Origin of the sequence: Pseudomonas sp. TSRC2-2, assembly GCF_049897785.1 — a bacterium.
GTDB lineage: Bacteria > Pseudomonadota > Gammaproteobacteria > Pseudomonadales > Pseudomonadaceae > Aquipseudomonas.
In genome coordinates this window covers 104048-120109 of sequence record NZ_JAFCWZ010000003.1, presented here as the reverse complement: position 1 = coordinate 120109, position 16062 = coordinate 104048, and the positions used below count along the sequence as shown (strand labels likewise).

The window sequence follows — 16062 nt, the reverse complement described above, 5'->3', positions numbered from 1 at the left end:
TTTTCAAGGATTTCGCCATGAAGCGCCTGATCTCTTCCCTTGCTGCGCTCGTCGCGGTTGCCTGCCTGGTCTCGGCCTGTGGTCAAAAAGGCCCGCTGTACCTGCCCGATGACGACCAGGACCCGGCCGAACAAGCCCAGTCTTCGCAGAAGCAGCCATCCAAGGCTCACAAGCACGACGTTTACTAAGGGATCGCCATGGACGCTTTTAACTACCGTGGCGGGGAGCTGTTCGCGGAAGGTGTGGCGCTGTCCGCCATCGCCGACCGCTTCGGCACGCCCACTTACGTTTACTCGCGGGCGCACATCGAAGCGCAGTATCTGGCCTACGCCGATGCGCTGGCCGGCATGCCGCATCTGGTCTGCTTTGCGGTCAAGGCCAACTCCAACCTCGGCGTACTGAATGTCCTGGCCCGTCTCGGCGCCGGTTTCGACATCGTTTCCCGTGGCGAGCTGGAACGTGTACTGGCCGCTGGTGGCAGCGCCGACAAGATCGTGTTCTCCGGCGTCGGCAAGACCCGTGACGACATGCGTCGCGCCCTCGAAGTCGGCGTGCACTGCTTCAACGTCGAATCCACCGACGAGCTCGAGCGCCTGCAAGTAGTCGCCGCCGAGCTGGGTGTTCGCGCCCCGGTTTCGCTGCGCGTGAATCCGGATGTCGATGCCGGCACCCACCCCTACATTTCCACCGGTCTCAAAGAGAACAAGTTCGGCATCGCCATTGCCGACGCCGAAGACGTGTACGTGCGCGCCGCGCATCTGCCGAACCTGGAAGTGGTCGGTGTCGACTGCCACATCGGTTCGCAACTGACCACGCTGCCGCCATTCATCGACGCCTTGGATCGCCTGCTCGATCTGGTCGACCGTCTCGGCGATTGCGGCATTCACCTGCGCCACATCGATCTTGGTGGTGGCCTGGGCGTGCGTTATCGCGATGAGGAGCCGCCGCTGGCTGCCGACTACATCAAAGCCGTGCGCGAGCGCCTGAACGGGCGTGATCTGGCGCTGGTGTTCGAGCCGGGCCGCTTCATCGTTGCCAATGGCGGCGTGTTGCTGACGCGGGTCGAGTACCTCAAGCACACCGAGCACAAGGATTTCGCCATCGTCGACGCGGCGATGAACGACCTGATCCGTCCGGCGCTGTATCAGGCGTGGATGGACGTCACGGCGGTGAAACCGCGCGACAGCGCTGCGCGCCAATACGACATCGTCGGCCCGATCTGCGAAACCGGCGATTTCCTCGCCAAGGACCGCGAGCTGGCGCTGGAAGAAGGCGACTTGCTGGCGGTGCATTCGGCCGGTGCCTACGGTTTCGTCATGAGCTCCAACTACAACACCCGCGGCCGTGCCGCTGAAGTGCTGGTGGATGGTGATCAGGTGTTTGAAGTGCGTCGCCGCGAAACCGTGGCCGAGCTGTTTGCCGGCGAAAGCCTGCTGCCGGAGTAACCCATGCTGCTGCGTTTTACCAAAATGCACGGCCTGGGCAACGACTTCATGGTCCTCGACCTGGTCAGCCAGCACGCGCACATTCAGCCCAAACACGCCAAGCAATGGGGCGATCGCCACACCGGCATCGGTTTCGACCAGTTGCTGATCGTCGAAGCGCCGAGCAACCCGGACGTGGATTTCCGCTACCGCATCTTCAATTCCGACGGTTCGGAAGTGGAGCAATGCGGCAACGGTGCGCGCTGCTTCGCCCGCTTTGTACTCGACAAGCGTCTGACTGCAAAACGGCAGATCCGCGTCGAGACCAAGGGCGGCATCATCGAGCTGGACGTGCGTAACGACGGCCAGATCGGCGTGAACATGGGCGCGCCACGCCTGGTGCCAGCGGACATTCCATTCCAGGCGCCAGCCCAGGCCAGCAGTTATCAGCTGGAGGTTGACGGCAGCACGGTCGAACTGGCCGCCGTGTCGATGGGCAATCCCCACGCGGTCATTCGCGTGGATGACATCAACAGTGCGCCGGTGCATGAACTGGGGCCGAAGATCGAACACCATCCGCGCTTCCCGGCGCGGGTCAATGTCGGCTTCCTTCAGGTCATCGACCGCCACCGCGCGCAACTGCGCGTGTGGGAGCGCGGCGCCGGGGAAACCCAGGCCTGCGGCACCGGCGCCTGTGCGGCGGCGGTAGCGGCCATCAGTCAGGGGTGGATGGATTCGCCGCTGTTGATCGACCTGCCCGGCGGGCGTCTGTCCATCGAGTGGGCCGGCCCGGGCGAACCGGTGTTGATGACCGGTCCGGCAGTGCGTGTATACGAAGGACAAGTGCGTCTTTGAGCGAGCAGAAATCATGACCGACAAGCCACAGGTAACCGCCCGACCAGCCGACGAGTCAGCGTCCGAGAGCCTCGAGGCAGCCGCGGTTGCCGCCTACCTGGAGGCTCATCCGGACTTCTTCGTCGAGCACGAAGAGCTGCTGGCGTCGCTGCGCATTCCGCACCGACGCGGCGACACCGTTTCACTGGTCGAGCGGCAGATGACGATCCTGCGCGACCGCAACATCGAGATGCGCCATCGCCTTTCGCATCTGATGGATGTGGCCCGCGACAACGATCGCCTGTTCGAAAAGACCCGGCGCCTGATCCTCGCGCTGATGGATGCGTCGACTTTGGAAGATGTGGTCATCAGCGTTGAGGACAGCCTGCGTCAGGATTTCCAGGTGCCGTTTGTCAGCCTGATTCTGCTCGGCGACAACCCTGCACCGGTCGGCCGCTGGGTGACCCACGCCGATGCGCAAACCGCGATCGGCGGCCTGCTTACCGAAGGCAAAAGCGTCAGCGGCAGCCTGCGTGAACATGAGCTGGATTTCCTTTTCGGTGAAGAACAGCGCCAGCAGATCGGCTCGACCGCCGTGGTTGCCGTCAGCCATCAGGGCATTCACGGCATTCTGGCGATCGCCAGCCGCGACCCGCAGCACTACAAGAGTTCGGTCGGCACCCTGTTTCTCAGCTATATCGCCGAGGTCATGGGCCGTGTGCTGCCACGGGTCAACAGTTCGCTGCGCTCGGTACGCTGACCATGGAACGACAACTGGACGCTTACTGCGAACATCTGCGCAGTGAGCGACAGGTGTCGCCGCACACCCTGTCGGCTTATCGTCGCGACCTCGATAAAGTCCTCGGCTGGTGCATCAAGCAGAACATCGGCAGTTGGGCCGCGCTGGATATCCAGCGCCTGCGCAGCCTGGTCGCCCGATTGCATGCACAAGGCCAGTCCTCGCGCAGCCTCGCCCGCCTGCTATCGGCGGTGCGTGGGCTCTATCATTATTTGAATCGCGAAGGCTTGTGCGACCACGATCCGGCCACCGGTCTGGCTCCGCCGAAAGGCGAACGACGCCTGCCGAAAACCCTCGACACCGACCGCGCCCTGCAATTGTTGGAAGGTGCGGTCGAGGACGACTTTCTCGCCCGACGCGATCAGGCGATTCTCGAGCTGTTCTATTCATCTGGCCTGCGCCTGTCCGAGCTGACCGGGCTCAATCTCGATCAACTCGATCTGGCCGACGGCATGGTTCAGGTGCTCGGCAAGGGCAGCAAGACCCGCCTGCTGCCGGTTGGCACCAAGGCCCGCGAAGCCCTTGAACAGTGGCTACCGCTGCGCGCGATGACCAATCCTGCCGATGGCGCGGTTTTTGTCAGCCAGCAAGGCCGGCGCCTTGGCCCGCGTGCGATTCAGGTGCGGGTCAAACTCGCAGGCGAGCGCGAACTGGGGCAGAACCTGCATCCGCACATGCTGCGGCACTCGTTCGCCAGCCATTTGCTGGAGTCTTCACAGGACCTGCGCGCGGTGCAGGAATTGCTCGGCCACTCCGATATCAAAACCACGCAGATCTACACACACCTCGACTTCCAGCATCTGGCGGCGGTCTACGACAGCGCCCATCCCCGGGCCAAACGCATGAAAGGCGATGATTCATGAGCATTCAGTTGATCACCTTCGACCTCGACGACACCCTGTGGGACACCGCCCCGGTGATCGCCAGCGCCGAAACCGTGTTGCGCGAATGGTTGAGCGAACATGCGTCGAATCTAGGCGCGGTGCCAGTGGAACATTTATGGTCGATTCGCGAGCGGGTGCTGGCGGGCGAACCGGGCCTCAAGCACCGCATCAGCGCGCTGCGTCGACGTGTGCTGTTCCATGCGCTGGAAGAAGCCGGGTATGCCCACGGCGAGGCGTCGGAGCTGGCTGACAAGGCTTTTGAAGTGTTTTTGCATGCGCGGCATCAGATCGAGGTGTTCCCCGAAGTCGAGCCGTTGCTGGAGCTGCTCGCCAATCACTACGCCCTCGGCGTGGTCACCAACGGCAATGCCGATGTACGCCGGTTGGGGCTGGCGGATTTCTTCAAGTTTGCCTTGTGCGCTGAAGATATCGGCATCGCCAAACCGGATGCGCGGCTGTTTCACGAAGCCTTGCAGCGTGGCGGCGTCAGCGCCGAAGCGGCGGTGCATGTCGGCGATCATCCCGGCGATGACATTGCCGGGGCGCAGCAGGCGGGATTGCGCGCGGTGTGGTTCAACCCAACGGGCAAAGTCTGGGAAGCAGAGCGCCTGCCGGATGCGGAGATTCGCAGCCTCACGGAACTGCCAGCCGTGCTCGCACGCTGGAACCGTTGAAAAGATCGCAACCTTCGGCAGCGCCTGCCTTGGTAGGCGTTTCCCTGTAGGAGCTGCCGAAGGCTGCGATCTTTTGCTGTTTCATGGGGCATGAAAAAGCCCGCAGCGACGGCGGGCTTTTTCAGCAAGCGAGCGACGCGCCTCAGATAGGGCGGCTGCCGTACTTGTTGTCCGGCTTCTTCGGCGGATCGGCGACCACGTTGGCCTCCACTTCCTGAACCTTGCCGCCGCGCGCAAGGAATTCTTCCATGGCCCTGGCCAGGGCGTCACGCTCCTTGTTCTTGGCTTCAATGCTCGGCAACTCGTCGACCGATACCGCCGCCTTGGCTTTGCCTTTGGCAGCCGGCGCCGGCGTGTCGTCACCGCCATCGTCTTCGGCAACGTCTTCCGCTGCCGCTTCCAGGCCTTCCTCGGCCTCGTCTTCGTCGCCTACTTCGAGGTCGTCGTTTTCCAGATCATCGTCGCTCATGTTCTACCTCATGACTTGCCAAAAGCAGATTAGTTATAGACCAGCTTTGGCGACTGTCGAAGCCGCCGTTGAAAAATCTTGCGCCGCTGCCGGGCAGCGGCTCATGCCTGTTCACCGTGCAAGGTGGCGAGGACTTTACGGGCACCGCCATGATCACGGTGCTCGCCCAGATAAATCCCTTGCCAGGTACCCAGTGCCAGCCGCCCCGCCGAAACCGGCAGACTGATCTGGCAACCCAGCACGCTGGCCTTGAAGTGCGCCGGGAGGTCGTCCAGGCCTTCGTCGTTGTGCTCGTAGCCGTCTGTTCCTTGTGGGATCAGGCGATTGAAAAATCGTTCGAAGTCGCGACGAACTGCCGGATCGGCGTTCTCGTTGATGGTCAACGACGCCGACGTGTGCTGCAGCCACAAATGCAACAGACCGACCCGACAGGTCTTGAGTTCAGGCAAGCCTGCGCGCAACTCGTCAGTTACCAGATGAAAGCCCCGGGGCCTCGCCCGCAGGGTTATCAGAGTCTGTTGCCACATACAGTTCTCCGCTCGTTCGGGGCGCATTCTAGCGTGCTCTGAAAAAAAACAAAGGCCCTAATATTCCAGCAACGATGTCAGCGATTGCCAGCAGAAAAAGCCTTGTCGTAAAGACGACAAAAGCCGTAAGAAAAATCCTTTCAGCCGCTACTTGAATGACAAATCCCGGACAAAAAAATGCCCGGCGAACCGGGCAGTTTTTATCGCGCGTACTTACAGGTTGTAGCCGCGCTCGTTGTGTTGTGCCAGATCGAGGCCGACCGATTCTTCTTCCTCGGTTACGCGCAGACCCATGACGGCGTCCAGCACCTTGAGAATGATGAAGGTGACGATCGCGGTGTAGATGACCGTGAAACCGACGCCTTTGATCTGAATCCAGACCTGCGCACCGATATCAGTCACGGTGCCGAAGCCGCCCAGTGCCGGTGCGGCAAACACACCGGTGAGGATCGCGCCGAGGATACCGCCGATACCGTGCACGCCGAAGGCATCCAGAGAATCGTCATAACCGAGTTTGCGTTTCAGGGTAGTCGCGCAGAAGAAGCACACCACGCCTGCGGCCAGACCGATCACCAGTGCGCCCATCGGGCCAACGGTGCCAGCGGCCGGAGTGATCGCCACAAGACCGGCAACCACACCCGAGGCAATGCCCAGCGCGCTTGGCTTGCCGTGGGTGACCCACTCGGCAAACATCCAGCCCAGTGCCGCAGCGGCAGTGGCGATCTGGGTGACGAGCATGGCCATACCGGCCGTGCCGTTGGCGGCTGCAGCGGAACCGGCGTTGAAGCCGAACCAGCCGACCCACAGCATCGCCGCGCCCATCAACGTGTAACCAAGGTTGTGCGGGGCCATCGGTGTGGTCGGGAAACCTTTGCGCTTGCCCAGTACCAGGCACGCGACCAGACCGGCAATACCGGCGTTGATGTGCACCACGGTGCCGCCAGCGAAGTCGAGCACGCCCCAATCCCACATCAGGCCGCCGTTACCGGACCAGACCATGTGCGCGATCGGTGCATAGACCAAGGTAAACCAGACCCCCATGAAGATCAGCATCGCGGAGAACTTCATGCGCTCGGCGAACGCGCCGACGATCAGCGCCGGGGTGATGATTGCGAAGGTCATCTGGAAGGTAATGAACACCGCCTCAGGGAACAGCGCCGCCGGGCCGGTAATGCTCGAAGGCGTGACACCGGCGAGGAACGCCTTGCCCATGCCGCCGAAGAACGAATTGAAGTTGACGACGCCCTGCTCCATGCCGGTGGTATCGAAGGCAATGCTGTAGCCATAAATGACCCACAGGATGCTGATCAGACCGGTAATGGCGAAGCACTGCATCAGCACGGAAAGAATGTTTTTCGAGCGAACCATACCGCCATAGAACAGCGCCAGGCCGGGGATGGTCATGAACAGCACGAGCGCTGTCGAGGTAAGCATCCAGGCGGTGTCGCCGGAATTGAGGACTGGCGCTGCCACTTCGTCTGCCGCCATGGCGATGCCGGGCATTACGATGGACAACAGGGCGCCTAGCCCTGCGAATTTACGCAGAGTCATATTGTTTTCTCCTGGGGCGTTGGGTTTGTGGCGGCGCTTAGATCGCGTCGGTATCGGTTTCGCCGGTACGGATGCGGATCGCCTGTTCCAGATTGACCACGAAGATCTTGCCGTCACCGATCTTGCCGGTGTTGGCCGCCTTGGTTATCGCCTCGATAACCCGATCCAGATCCTTGTCGTCGATGGCCACGTCGATTTTCACCTTGGGCAGAAAATCGACCACATATTCCGCGCCGCGATACAGCTCGGTGTGACCCTTCTGCCGGCCGAAGCCTTTGACTTCAGTGACGGTAATGCCCTGCACGCCGATTTCGGACAGCGACTCGCGCACGTCGTCCAACTTGAACGGCTTGATGATGGCAGTGACTAGCTTCATGAAACTCTCTCCCGAATTGGTGGACTTGCCCCAGGAAAACAAACCCGTCTCAAGTCTAAGCGCAGTGCCTGGCTTTGTAACGCATCGTTGACGCCAGCTAACCGCATCAGACGAAACTCCCCGCTTCGTCTGCCGCACTGCATTCGTCACAGCGACTGCATCAGTGCATGGGTCGAGGGTGACTAAGCAGAAACCTTGCCAGCTCGGCAAAATCCCGGCATTTCAATCTCTTGGCCCTTGTTGTGTGCGCTCGCGTAGAAAAGCTTTTGTCGATACGCACAACAACGGTGCGCCACCGTCCGTCCCTCTGCGCGAAAAGCGTGCATCCCTGCAGCGAGAAATGACTGTAGACACTGCGTGATACACTGCCGGCCATTGTTTCCAGGACATTTCCCATGCTCGCGCCCAAAGACTTCCTTGACGCCCTGAGCGGCACCGCCTCCCGCCTGTTCAGCGGCGACACCCCGTTGCCGAAAGCCGAAATCGAAAGCCAGTTCAAAATGCTGCTGCAAAGTGCCTTCAGTAAACTTGATCTGGTCAGCCGCGAAGAATTTGATAGTCAGATGGTGGTGTTGGCACGTACGCGTGCACGTCTTGAGAGTCTTGAAGCGAAGGTGGCGGAGATGGAAGCGAAGCTGAATCCACCCGCCGAGTGACATCGAAACCGGGCGAGGTGTTCATGACAGGGGAGAAGCAAGAAGCTCAACCCGCATCCGCTTTGATGTGGCCGCCATGTACGGCAATAAAATGAGGCCCGATGGCTGGCTCGCCGACGGTGGAACCTGAATACCCCAAAAAAAGACCGCCTGAAGGCGGTTTTTTTTCGCCTGTGGCTTACGCCTCTTGCGCAACATCCAGAGAAAGTTTGCTGCTTAAACCTCTCAAGCTCCCCTACGGTGGACGTCTACTCTTGAACAGACCCGCAGGAAGCGGCCCCCGATTCAGCTCAAGGAACGACCATGTCCCTCTCCATCGTCCACAGCCGCGCCCAGATAGGGGTGGAAGCTCCCGCTGTCACCGTCGAAGTTCATCTGGCCAACGGCCTGCCGTCGCTGACCATGGTCGGCCTGCCCGAAGCGGCGGTGAAGGAAAGCAAGGATCGGGTGCGCAGCGCGATCATCAATTCGGGGCTGCAGTTTCCGGCACGGCGGATCACCTTGAATCTGGCGCCGGCGGATCTGCCCAAGGATGGCGGGCGCTTCGATCTGGCGATTGCCTTGGGGATTCTGTCGGCGAGTGTGCAGGTGCCGTGTCTGACCCTGGACGAGGTGGAATGTCTGGGCGAACTGGCGTTGTCCGGCGCGGTAAGGCCGGTGCGTGGCGTATTACCGGCGGCGTTGGCGGCGCGCAAGGCCGGGCGGGCATTGGTGGTACCGCGGGCGAATGCCGAAGAAGCGTGCCTGGCATCGGGACTGAAGGTGTTCGCGGTCGATCATTTGCTGGAAGCGGTGGCGCATTTCAACGGACACACGCCCGTCGAGCCTTACAAATCAAACGGCTTGATGCATGCCGCCAAGCCTTATCCGGACCTCAACGAGGTACAGGGGCAGACCGCCGCCAAACGCGCCCTGCTGATTGCCGCAGCCGGGGCGCATAACTTGTTGTTCAGCGGGCCACCGGGAACCGGCAAGACCTTGCTGGCCAGTCGTTTGCCGGGGTTGCTGCCGCCGCTTTCCGAATGTGAAGCGCTGGAGGTGGCAGCGATTCAATCGGTCGCCAGCGGTGTGCCGTTGACTCACTGGCCGCAACGCCCCTTCCGCCAACCGCACCACTCGGCTTCCGGGCCAGCGCTGGTCGGGGGCAGTTCAAAACCGCAACCCGGCGAAATCACCCTCGCCCATCACGGCGTGCTGTTTCTTGATGAATTGCCGGAGTTTGATCGCAAGGTTCTCGAGGTGCTGCGCGAGCCATTGGAGTCCGGGCATATCGTGATCGCTCGAGCCAAGGACCGTGTGCGATTCCCTGCCCGGTTTCAGCTGGTGGCGGCGATGAATCCGTGCCCCTGTGGATATCTTGGCGAGCCCAGCGGCAAATGCTCGTGCACACCGGACATGGTCCAGCGCTATCGCAACAAGTTATCGGGGCCGCTGCTGGACCGGATCGATTTGCACCTGACCGTAGCGCGTGAGGCGACCGCGTTGAATCCGGCAGCCAGGCCCGGCGAGGACAGCGCCAGCGCTGCGGCGTTGGTGGCCGAAGCGCGGGAGCGCCAGCACAAACGCCAGGGCTGTGCCAATGCATTTCTGGATTTGCCCGGATTGAAGCGTCACTGCACGTTATCCACAGCCGATGAGAAATGGCTGGAGGCGGCCTGCGAGCGACTGATCCTGTCGCTGCGCTCGGCGCATCGCCTGCTCAAGGTCGCACGTACACTGGCGGATCTTGAGCAGGCCGATGCGATTACCCGCGAGCACCTGGCCGAGGCGCTGCAATACCGGCCGGCGACGCCTTAATGCTCTGTCAGATCAACCAGCGGTGCCTGACGCACTTCGGTGTCGCGTCCAGCCTGAATCGCCGTCACCCGCTGCAAGGCCTTATCGACCGCACCTTTGTCGGCCAGCAGGCTGTAGCTGATCTGGAACTGTTTATGTTCTTTCGGCGCAATGGTCGGCACCAGGTTCAACGGCCGCTGATAGCGACGGTTGTAGGAAAAACTGGTCCCCGGCTCCAGACCGGTGACGTAGCCCTGCCCTTGGGTGTCGGTGTTTTTCCACAGCGAGAACACAGGCAACTGCCGGGTGTTGAAGCCAACGGATACGCCGAGACTGCCAGCCTTGTTGTGCAACACGGTCAAGGTATCGCCCTTGGCATCGGCATAAGGCACAACGTTGTAGACCGTTTCGTCGTAGTCCTTGGTTGGCGCGCGATAGGTCTGCCACTCGGGCAGATCACCTTTGGCCTTGTCGTTGAACGGCGACACTTGCTTCACCGGCGCAGCGAACTTTGCCCCTTGCTCAAGAAACGGCGTGCTGAAGTTACTGTGATACAGCGCCTGATATTCCTTCGGATAGTCGCCATTGTTGGTCAGGGTGTCGTTGAGGGCGAAGCTTGCGCTGCCCGGTTCGGTGACCAGTTCGGTGACTACCGAGAAGTCGACCTTCTTGAAGGCCTGCTCTTTGAGCTCGCCACGCAGCGTGATGGCATACGGCGGCTTCTCGTCGATGTGCAAAGTGACGGTACTGGCCGGAATGTTGGCAGCGCGGCCGTGCAGGGTCAGCAGCTCACCGTTGTCCATGCCGGGATGGCCAACCCACTCGTAACCGCAACGGGTGACGAGTTCATTGAAGCCTTCGAGCCAGCCCAGGCCACCGCGGCCGTTGAGTTCGATGAACGCCGGGTTGACCACCTCCTTGACCGGCGAATCCCAACCGATGCGCACTTCACCCACCGACGCCTGCAGCACATTCATGCCACGGGTCGGCACCACGGAAATCTTCATCGTGCCGTTATCGATGTCGACAATGCTGACGCCCTCCTGACGTCCGCCATGCAGGGTACGCAGGGTCACGGAAAACGGTTTGGTGGCTTTTACGCCGAGTTGCTCACTGGTGATCGTCCAGCTTTTTGCCGGGGTATTGGCGTCGAGCAGGACATAGTCCCAGGCCATCGCGTGGGAAGCAGCGGAGAATGCGCCGAGGGCGACAAGGAGTTTGAGCGAGGTCATGGCAGCAGCCTTTATTGGAGTTGTGCCATTTTTATAGCGCTGCGGAAACGTTTCAGCAAGTGCAAAACGACCTTCGCAGATAGGCATTCGCGAGCAGGCTCGCTCCCCCACGGACTCCGGGCCCTCACAATATTTGCGAGTTGCACCGAAGGTCGGGGGAGCGAGCGCGCTCGCGATAGCTATTTCAAACGCACATCAACGGAAGCGATCAACCTCGGAACGCAGATCCGCCGCCAGCTTCTCCAGCTCTTTTGCGGTGACAGCCAGATTCGAAACAACCTCACGCTGTTCGCTGTTGGCCAAGGCAATGCTCTGCAGATTACTGCTGAGCAACGTCGCCGTGCTGCTCTGCTCCTGAGTCGCAGTAGTGATCGCCGCGAACTGCTGGCCTGCCGAACGGCTCTGCTCGTCGATCCGCGCCAGCGCCGAGGCGACATTGGCGTTGCGCGACAGACCTTCCTGCATCAGCACGTTGCCCTGTTCCATGGTGCTGATCGCGTTGCCGGTTTCCTGCTGGATGCTGTGGATCATGCTCGAAATTTCATCGGTCGCCTGACGGGTACGCGAGGCGAGGCTGCGCACTTCGTCCGCGACCACGGCGAAACCACGGCCCTGCTCACCGGCACGAGCGGCTTCGATGGCAGCGTTGAGCGCCAACAGGTTGGTTTGCTCGGCGATCGAGGTGATCACGCCGACAATGCCGCCGATTTCCTGCGAGCGCTGCCCCAGCGTGTTGATCACGCTGGCGGTGCTGTTCAGCGCACCAGCGATCTGCTCCAGCGAGGACGACGCTTCTTCCATCGAGCTACGGCCAATCTGCGTTTGCTGAGCGTTTTCCTGCGCCAGGCGCTGGGTCGCGCCCATGTTGTCGGCGATGTTCAGCGACGTCGCGCTGAACTCTTCTACAGCGCCGGCCATGCTGGTGATTTCGCCCGACTGCTGCTCCATGCCTTCATAAGCACCGCCGGACAAACCGGACAGCGCCTGCGCACGGCTGTTGACCTCTTCGGAGGCACGGCGGATGTGCTCGACCATGGTCGACAGCGCTTGGCTCATCTGGTTGAACGCGCGGGACAGCTGACCGATTTCATCGTGGCTCGAGACGTTCAGACGCACGCTCAGATCGCCGGCGCCCAAGGCTTCGGCCTGACGTACCAGATCACTCAGTGGCGCCAGTTTGCTGCGCAGCAGCCAGACCACAGAACCGACCGCGAGCATCATTGCCAGCAGGCTGCCGATCGCCAGTTGCGTACCGACGCTCCAGGTCACCGCGCGGATCTCGGCTTTCGGCATGCTCGCTACCACCGACCACGGGCCTCCCTCGAACGGCACGGCGATGCTGTAGAAGTCTTCGCCATTGTCGCTCCAGAACTCACCTTTACCCGGGGTTTTCACCAGGCTGTTGATGGCTGGCACGGCTTGATCCAGTGCTTCGACGCCGGCAATCGGCACCAGCCATTTGTTCTGCTCGTCGAGCAAGGCCAGCGAGCCGGTCTGGCCGATGCGGAAGCGCTTGAGATTGGCGAACTGCGCGTTCTGCGCATCGGTGTAGTCGAAACCGACGTACAGCACGGCGATGATCTTGCCGCCCGCGTCGCGCACCGGCGTGTATTGGGACATGTAGTAGCGCTCGAACAGCAGCGAGCGGCCGACATAACTCTGCCCCGCCATCAACTTGGCGTACGCCGGGTTGGCATGATCAAGCACAGTGCCGATGGCACGGGTGCCGTCCTGTTTGCTGACGTTGGTGCTGACACGAATGAAATCGTCGCCGCTGCGCACGAATACCGTGGCCACGCCGGCGGTCATCTGCTTGAACTCGTCAACTTCCTTGAAGTTGTTGTTCAGCACCTCGTTGCCAAGGTGCAGGCCCGGGGTCTGCACGCCGGCCACGGTCACTGGTTGGTCCGGGTGCACACTCAGGCCACTGCCGAAGCGCTTTTCAAACAGCCCGCTCAGGCGCAGGGTGCTTTCGCGCAGCGTACCGTGGAAGGTACTGAGCTGGTCGGCCAGCAGCCGGGCCTCACTGGCCAGGTGCTCTTCACGGGTGGCGAGGTTGGCGGAATCCAGCGAACGCAAAGCGAACACCGTACTGCCGCTGATGACTATCGCCAGTATGACAGCGAGGGCGAGGCCCAACTGCGAGGCGATCCGAGCACGAGGTTGAGACATGAACAGCTCCTGGCCGAGCCACCGAATCCTCCCTGATCGCGGTAATTGCCCGGAAAATATTCTAATAATTGGGGTAGCGCGAAACCGGCACGACGGTTCCACAAGCTCGTAGTCGGCGCTGAAACCGAATACTTGAGCACTTTGCGAGGGTATGGCGCAGTAGTGGCATTGTGCCGGCTCGAACGTTTCAGCTCAAGCGCTCTACCGCCGGCAATTGCATGGCGCGGACTTCGCCTTGCAGGAAGTCACTGAGACGGCGCAAACGTTCACCTCCCGGACGCGGTTTTGGCCACACCAGATAATAATTCAGGCCACTGGCCACGGCAGTCGGCCATGGCAGACTCAAGCGACCTTGCGCGACATCTTCGGCAACCATCAACAAATCACCCATGGAAACGCCATAGCCACGCGCCGCCGCGATCATGCCCAGCTCCAGGGTGTCGAATACCTGCCCACCCTTCAGCGATACCTGATTAGACAGGCCCATGCGCTCCAGCCAGCTGCGCCAGTCTCGGCGATCCGGTGTCGGATGCAGCAGTTCGGCGCTCGCCAGGCGCGCCACGTCCCAGGGTTTGTCATTGAGCAGGTTCGGCGCGCCGACCGGAATCAGCTCCTCGGGAAACAGCAGGCTCGCTTCCCAATCCGGCGGGAAATGCCCATCGCTGAGCAACACCGCACAATCGAAAGGTTCGTTGTTGAAGTCCACCGAATCGATGTCCATCCACGCACTGGTCAACTGCACCTCATTGCCCGGCTGCAAGTGGCGGAAGCGACTCAACCGCGCCAGCAGCCAACGCATGGTCAGCGTTGAAGGCGCCTTCATGCGCAGGATGTCGTCCTCGGCACGCAAGGTATTGCAGGCGCGTTCAAGGGCGGCAAAGCCTTCGCGAATCCCGGGCAACAGCAGCCGCGCCGATTCGGTCAGTTGCAGGTTGCGTCCGCTGCGATGGAACAGCCGGCAGGCGAAGTGTTCTTCGAGGGTGCGCATGTGCCGACTGACCGCGCTCTGGGTGATCGATAGCTCTTCTGCTGCGCGAGTGAACGAGCTGTGTCGCGCTGCCGCTTCGAATGCGCGCAGGGCATACAACGGCGGAAGGCGTCGGGACATACGCAAAGCTCCAGGAACGGGGATATGACCAATGTGGCCAAGAGGTTTCAGGATGAGTATTACTCATGCAACCCATCCTTTTTATCCCTTTGTGCAAAGTCTGCCAAGCGCCGAGAATCCATGCTCTTCTGTTCCCTCTGATATTTGGGTGGTGATGACCATGCAGCATCCTGTGCGTACCGAACTCTGGGCCATTTTGCGGCTGGCGGGGCCGCTGATTGCTTCGCAGTTGGCGCACATGCTGATGGTGCTGACCGACACTCTGATGATGGCGCGCTTGAGTCCAGAAGCGCTGGCCGGCGGCGGCCTCGGTGCGGCGAGCTACTCGTTCGTGTCGATCTTCTGCATTGGCGTGATTGCAGCGGTTGGCACGCTGGTGGCCATCCGTCAGGGTGCCGGCGACATCATCGGCGCCGCGCGCCTGACGCAGGCCGGGTTGTGGCTGGCCTGGCTGATGGCGCTCGGCGCCGGGCTGTTGTTGTGGAACCTCAAACCGGTGTTGCTGCTGTTCGGCCAGACCGAAACCAACGTCGACGCCGCCGGGCAATTCCTCATCGCTCTGCCCTTCGCGCTGCCCGGTTATCTGAGCTTCATGGCCCTGCGCGGCTTTACCAGCGCAATCGGCCGGGCGACGCCGGTGATGGTCATCAGCCTCGCCGGCACCGTGGCCAACTTCCTGCTCAACTACGCATTGATTACCGGCATGTTCGGCCTGCCGCAACTGGGTCTGACCGGCATCGGTCTGGTCACGGCGATCGTCGCCAATTGCATGGCGTTAACGCTGGCCTGGCACATTCGACGGCACCCGGCCTATGACGCTTATCCATTGCGCGCTGGTCTGTCGCGGCCTAACCGGCAATACCTGAAAGAACTCTGGCGCCTGGGCCTGCCGATTGGCGGCACCTATGCGGTGGAAGTCGGGCTGTTTGCTTTTGCCGCGCTGTGCATGGGCACCATGGGCAGTACGCAAATGGGCGCGCATCAGATCGCACTGCAGATCGTGTCGGTGGCGTTCATGGTCCCGGCCGGCATGTCCTATGCCATTACCATGCGCGTCGGCCAACATTACGGCGCCGGGCAACTGGTTGATGCGCGCATGTCCGGGCGTGTCGGCATCGCCTTTGGCGCAGTGGTGATGCTCGGCTTTGCCCTGGTGTTCTGGCTGTGGCCGAATCAGTTGGTCGGCCTGTTTCTCGACCACAACGACCCGGCGTTTGCCGAGGTCATCCGTCTGGCGGTCAGCCTGCTGGCGGTTGCGGCGTGGTTCGAATTGTTCGACGGCACGCAGACAATTGCCATGGGCTGCATTCGTGGGCTCAAGGATGCCAAGACGACGTTTCTCGTGGGCCTCGCTTGCTATTGGCTGATTGGCGCACCGGCGGCCTGGTGGATGGCGTTCCACCTCAACTGGGGGCCGACGGGCGTCTGGTGGGGGCTGGCGCTGGGTCTGGCGTGCGCGGCGGTGAGCCTGACCCTGGCGTTCGAATGGAAGATGCAGCGGATGATTCGGCGCGAGCCGATTGCAGAGAGGTTCGAGGCCATCGAAGCAGATTAAGATCAAAAAGATCGCAGCCTCGGCG

Annotated in this window: 16 protein-coding genes; 9 read left to right on the top strand and 7 right to left on the bottom strand. The window is 61.5% G+C overall.

Annotated elements, in window-relative coordinates:
* The first annotated feature begins 17 nt into the window (after window positions 1–17).
* The 6 genes from lptM to ACP7D9_RS06500 are packed head-to-tail and all read left to right on the top strand — an operon-like array spanning window position 18 to window position 4615.
* Window positions 18–188: an LPS translocon maturation chaperone LptM gene (lptM, locus tag ACP7D9_RS06525; protein WP_016772589.1), complete on the top strand. Its 171-nt coding sequence runs from the start codon at window positions 18–20 to the stop codon at window positions 186–188.
* Between the two features lie 9 nt (window positions 189–197).
* Window positions 198–1445: a diaminopimelate decarboxylase gene (gene lysA, locus ACP7D9_RS06520; protein ID WP_426156295.1), complete on the top strand. Its 1248-nt coding sequence runs from the start codon at window positions 198–200 to the stop codon at window positions 1443–1445.
* A 3-nt stretch (window positions 1446–1448) separates the two neighbouring features.
* Window positions 1449–2279, top strand: coding sequence for a diaminopimelate epimerase (gene dapF, locus ACP7D9_RS06515; RefSeq protein ID WP_426156293.1), 831 nt, complete (start codon window positions 1449–1451; stop codon window positions 2277–2279).
* Window positions 2280–2292: 13 nt separating this feature from the next.
* Window positions 2293–3018: a DUF484 family protein gene (locus tag ACP7D9_RS06510; protein ID WP_426156291.1), complete on the top strand. Its 726-nt coding sequence runs from the start codon at window positions 2293–2295 to the stop codon at window positions 3016–3018.
* A gap of 2 nt (window positions 3019–3020) precedes the next feature.
* Window positions 3021–3920 (top strand): tyrosine recombinase XerC, encoded by a 900-nt coding sequence (gene xerC / locus ACP7D9_RS06505; RefSeq protein ID WP_312999773.1) that lies wholly within the window; start codon window positions 3021–3023, stop codon window positions 3918–3920.
* Entirely contained in the window at window positions 3917–4615 is a 699-nt protein-coding gene (locus ACP7D9_RS06500; protein WP_312999774.1) for an HAD family hydrolase, read from the top strand. Before xerC ends, ACP7D9_RS06500 begins: the two co-directional genes overlap by 4 nt.
* 142 nt (window positions 4616–4757) lie before the next feature.
* Here the strand turns inward: ACP7D9_RS06500 and sutA are convergent, their stop codons facing one another.
* The 4 genes from sutA to glnK form a co-directional block, all read right to left on the bottom strand.
* Window positions 4758–5084 (bottom strand): transcriptional regulator SutA, encoded by a 327-nt coding sequence (sutA, locus tag ACP7D9_RS06495; protein ID WP_101161580.1) that lies wholly within the window; start codon window positions 5082–5084, stop codon window positions 4758–4760.
* A gap of 101 nt (window positions 5085–5185) precedes the next feature.
* Window positions 5186–5611, bottom strand: coding sequence for a secondary thiamine-phosphate synthase enzyme YjbQ (locus ACP7D9_RS06490; protein WP_426156288.1), 426 nt, complete (start codon window positions 5609–5611; stop codon window positions 5186–5188).
* Window positions 5612–5824: 213 nt separating this feature from the next.
* Window positions 5825–7162, bottom strand: a complete 1338-nt coding sequence (locus ACP7D9_RS06485; RefSeq protein ID WP_024014776.1) for an ammonium transporter — start codon at window positions 7160–7162, stop codon at window positions 5825–5827.
* Window positions 7163–7199: 37 nt separating this feature from the next.
* Window positions 7200–7538: a P-II family nitrogen regulator gene (glnK, locus tag ACP7D9_RS06480; protein ID WP_002555808.1), complete on the bottom strand. Its 339-nt coding sequence runs from the start codon at window positions 7536–7538 to the stop codon at window positions 7200–7202.
* A gap of 395 nt (window positions 7539–7933) precedes the next feature.
* Here glnK and ACP7D9_RS06475 point away from each other — a divergent pair, with 395 nt between their 5' ends.
* Window positions 7934–8194 (top strand): accessory factor UbiK family protein, encoded by a 261-nt coding sequence (locus ACP7D9_RS06475; RefSeq protein ID WP_016772581.1) that lies wholly within the window; start codon window positions 7934–7936, stop codon window positions 8192–8194.
* A gap of 303 nt (window positions 8195–8497) precedes the next feature.
* On the top strand, window positions 8498–9991 hold the full coding sequence (locus tag ACP7D9_RS06470; protein WP_312999776.1) for a YifB family Mg chelatase-like AAA ATPase: 1494 nt from the start codon (window positions 8498–8500) through the stop codon (window positions 9989–9991).
* Here the strand turns inward: ACP7D9_RS06470 and ACP7D9_RS06465 are convergent.
* The 3 genes from ACP7D9_RS06465 to ACP7D9_RS06455 all read right to left on the bottom strand — a co-directional run bounded on the left by ACP7D9_RS06465 (window position 9988) and on the right by ACP7D9_RS06455 (window position 14482).
* A complete protein-coding gene (locus ACP7D9_RS06465) occupies window positions 9988–11202 on the bottom strand; it encodes an aldose 1-epimerase family protein (RefSeq protein ID WP_426156285.1) in 1215 nt (404 codons plus the stop codon). The genes ACP7D9_RS06470 and ACP7D9_RS06465 overlap by 4 nt on opposite strands.
* Window positions 11203–11397: 195 nt before the next feature.
* On the bottom strand, window positions 11398–13374 hold the full coding sequence (locus ACP7D9_RS06460) for a methyl-accepting chemotaxis protein (protein ID WP_312999778.1): 1977 nt from the start codon (window positions 13372–13374) through the stop codon (window positions 11398–11400).
* A gap of 187 nt (window positions 13375–13561) precedes the next feature.
* On the bottom strand, window positions 13562–14482 hold the full coding sequence (locus ACP7D9_RS06455) for a LysR substrate-binding domain-containing protein (protein ID WP_101161590.1): 921 nt from the start codon (window positions 14480–14482) through the stop codon (window positions 13562–13564).
* A gap of 160 nt (window positions 14483–14642) precedes the next feature.
* Here ACP7D9_RS06455 and ACP7D9_RS06450 point away from each other — a divergent pair, with 160 nt between their 5' ends.
* The gene (locus ACP7D9_RS06450) at window positions 14643–16037 is read left to right on the top strand and encodes a NorM family multidrug efflux MATE transporter (protein ID WP_101161591.1); all 1395 of its coding nucleotides are present in this window, start codon (window positions 14643–14645) and stop codon (window positions 16035–16037) included.
* The last annotated feature ends 25 nt before the right edge of the window (window positions 16038–16062 follow it).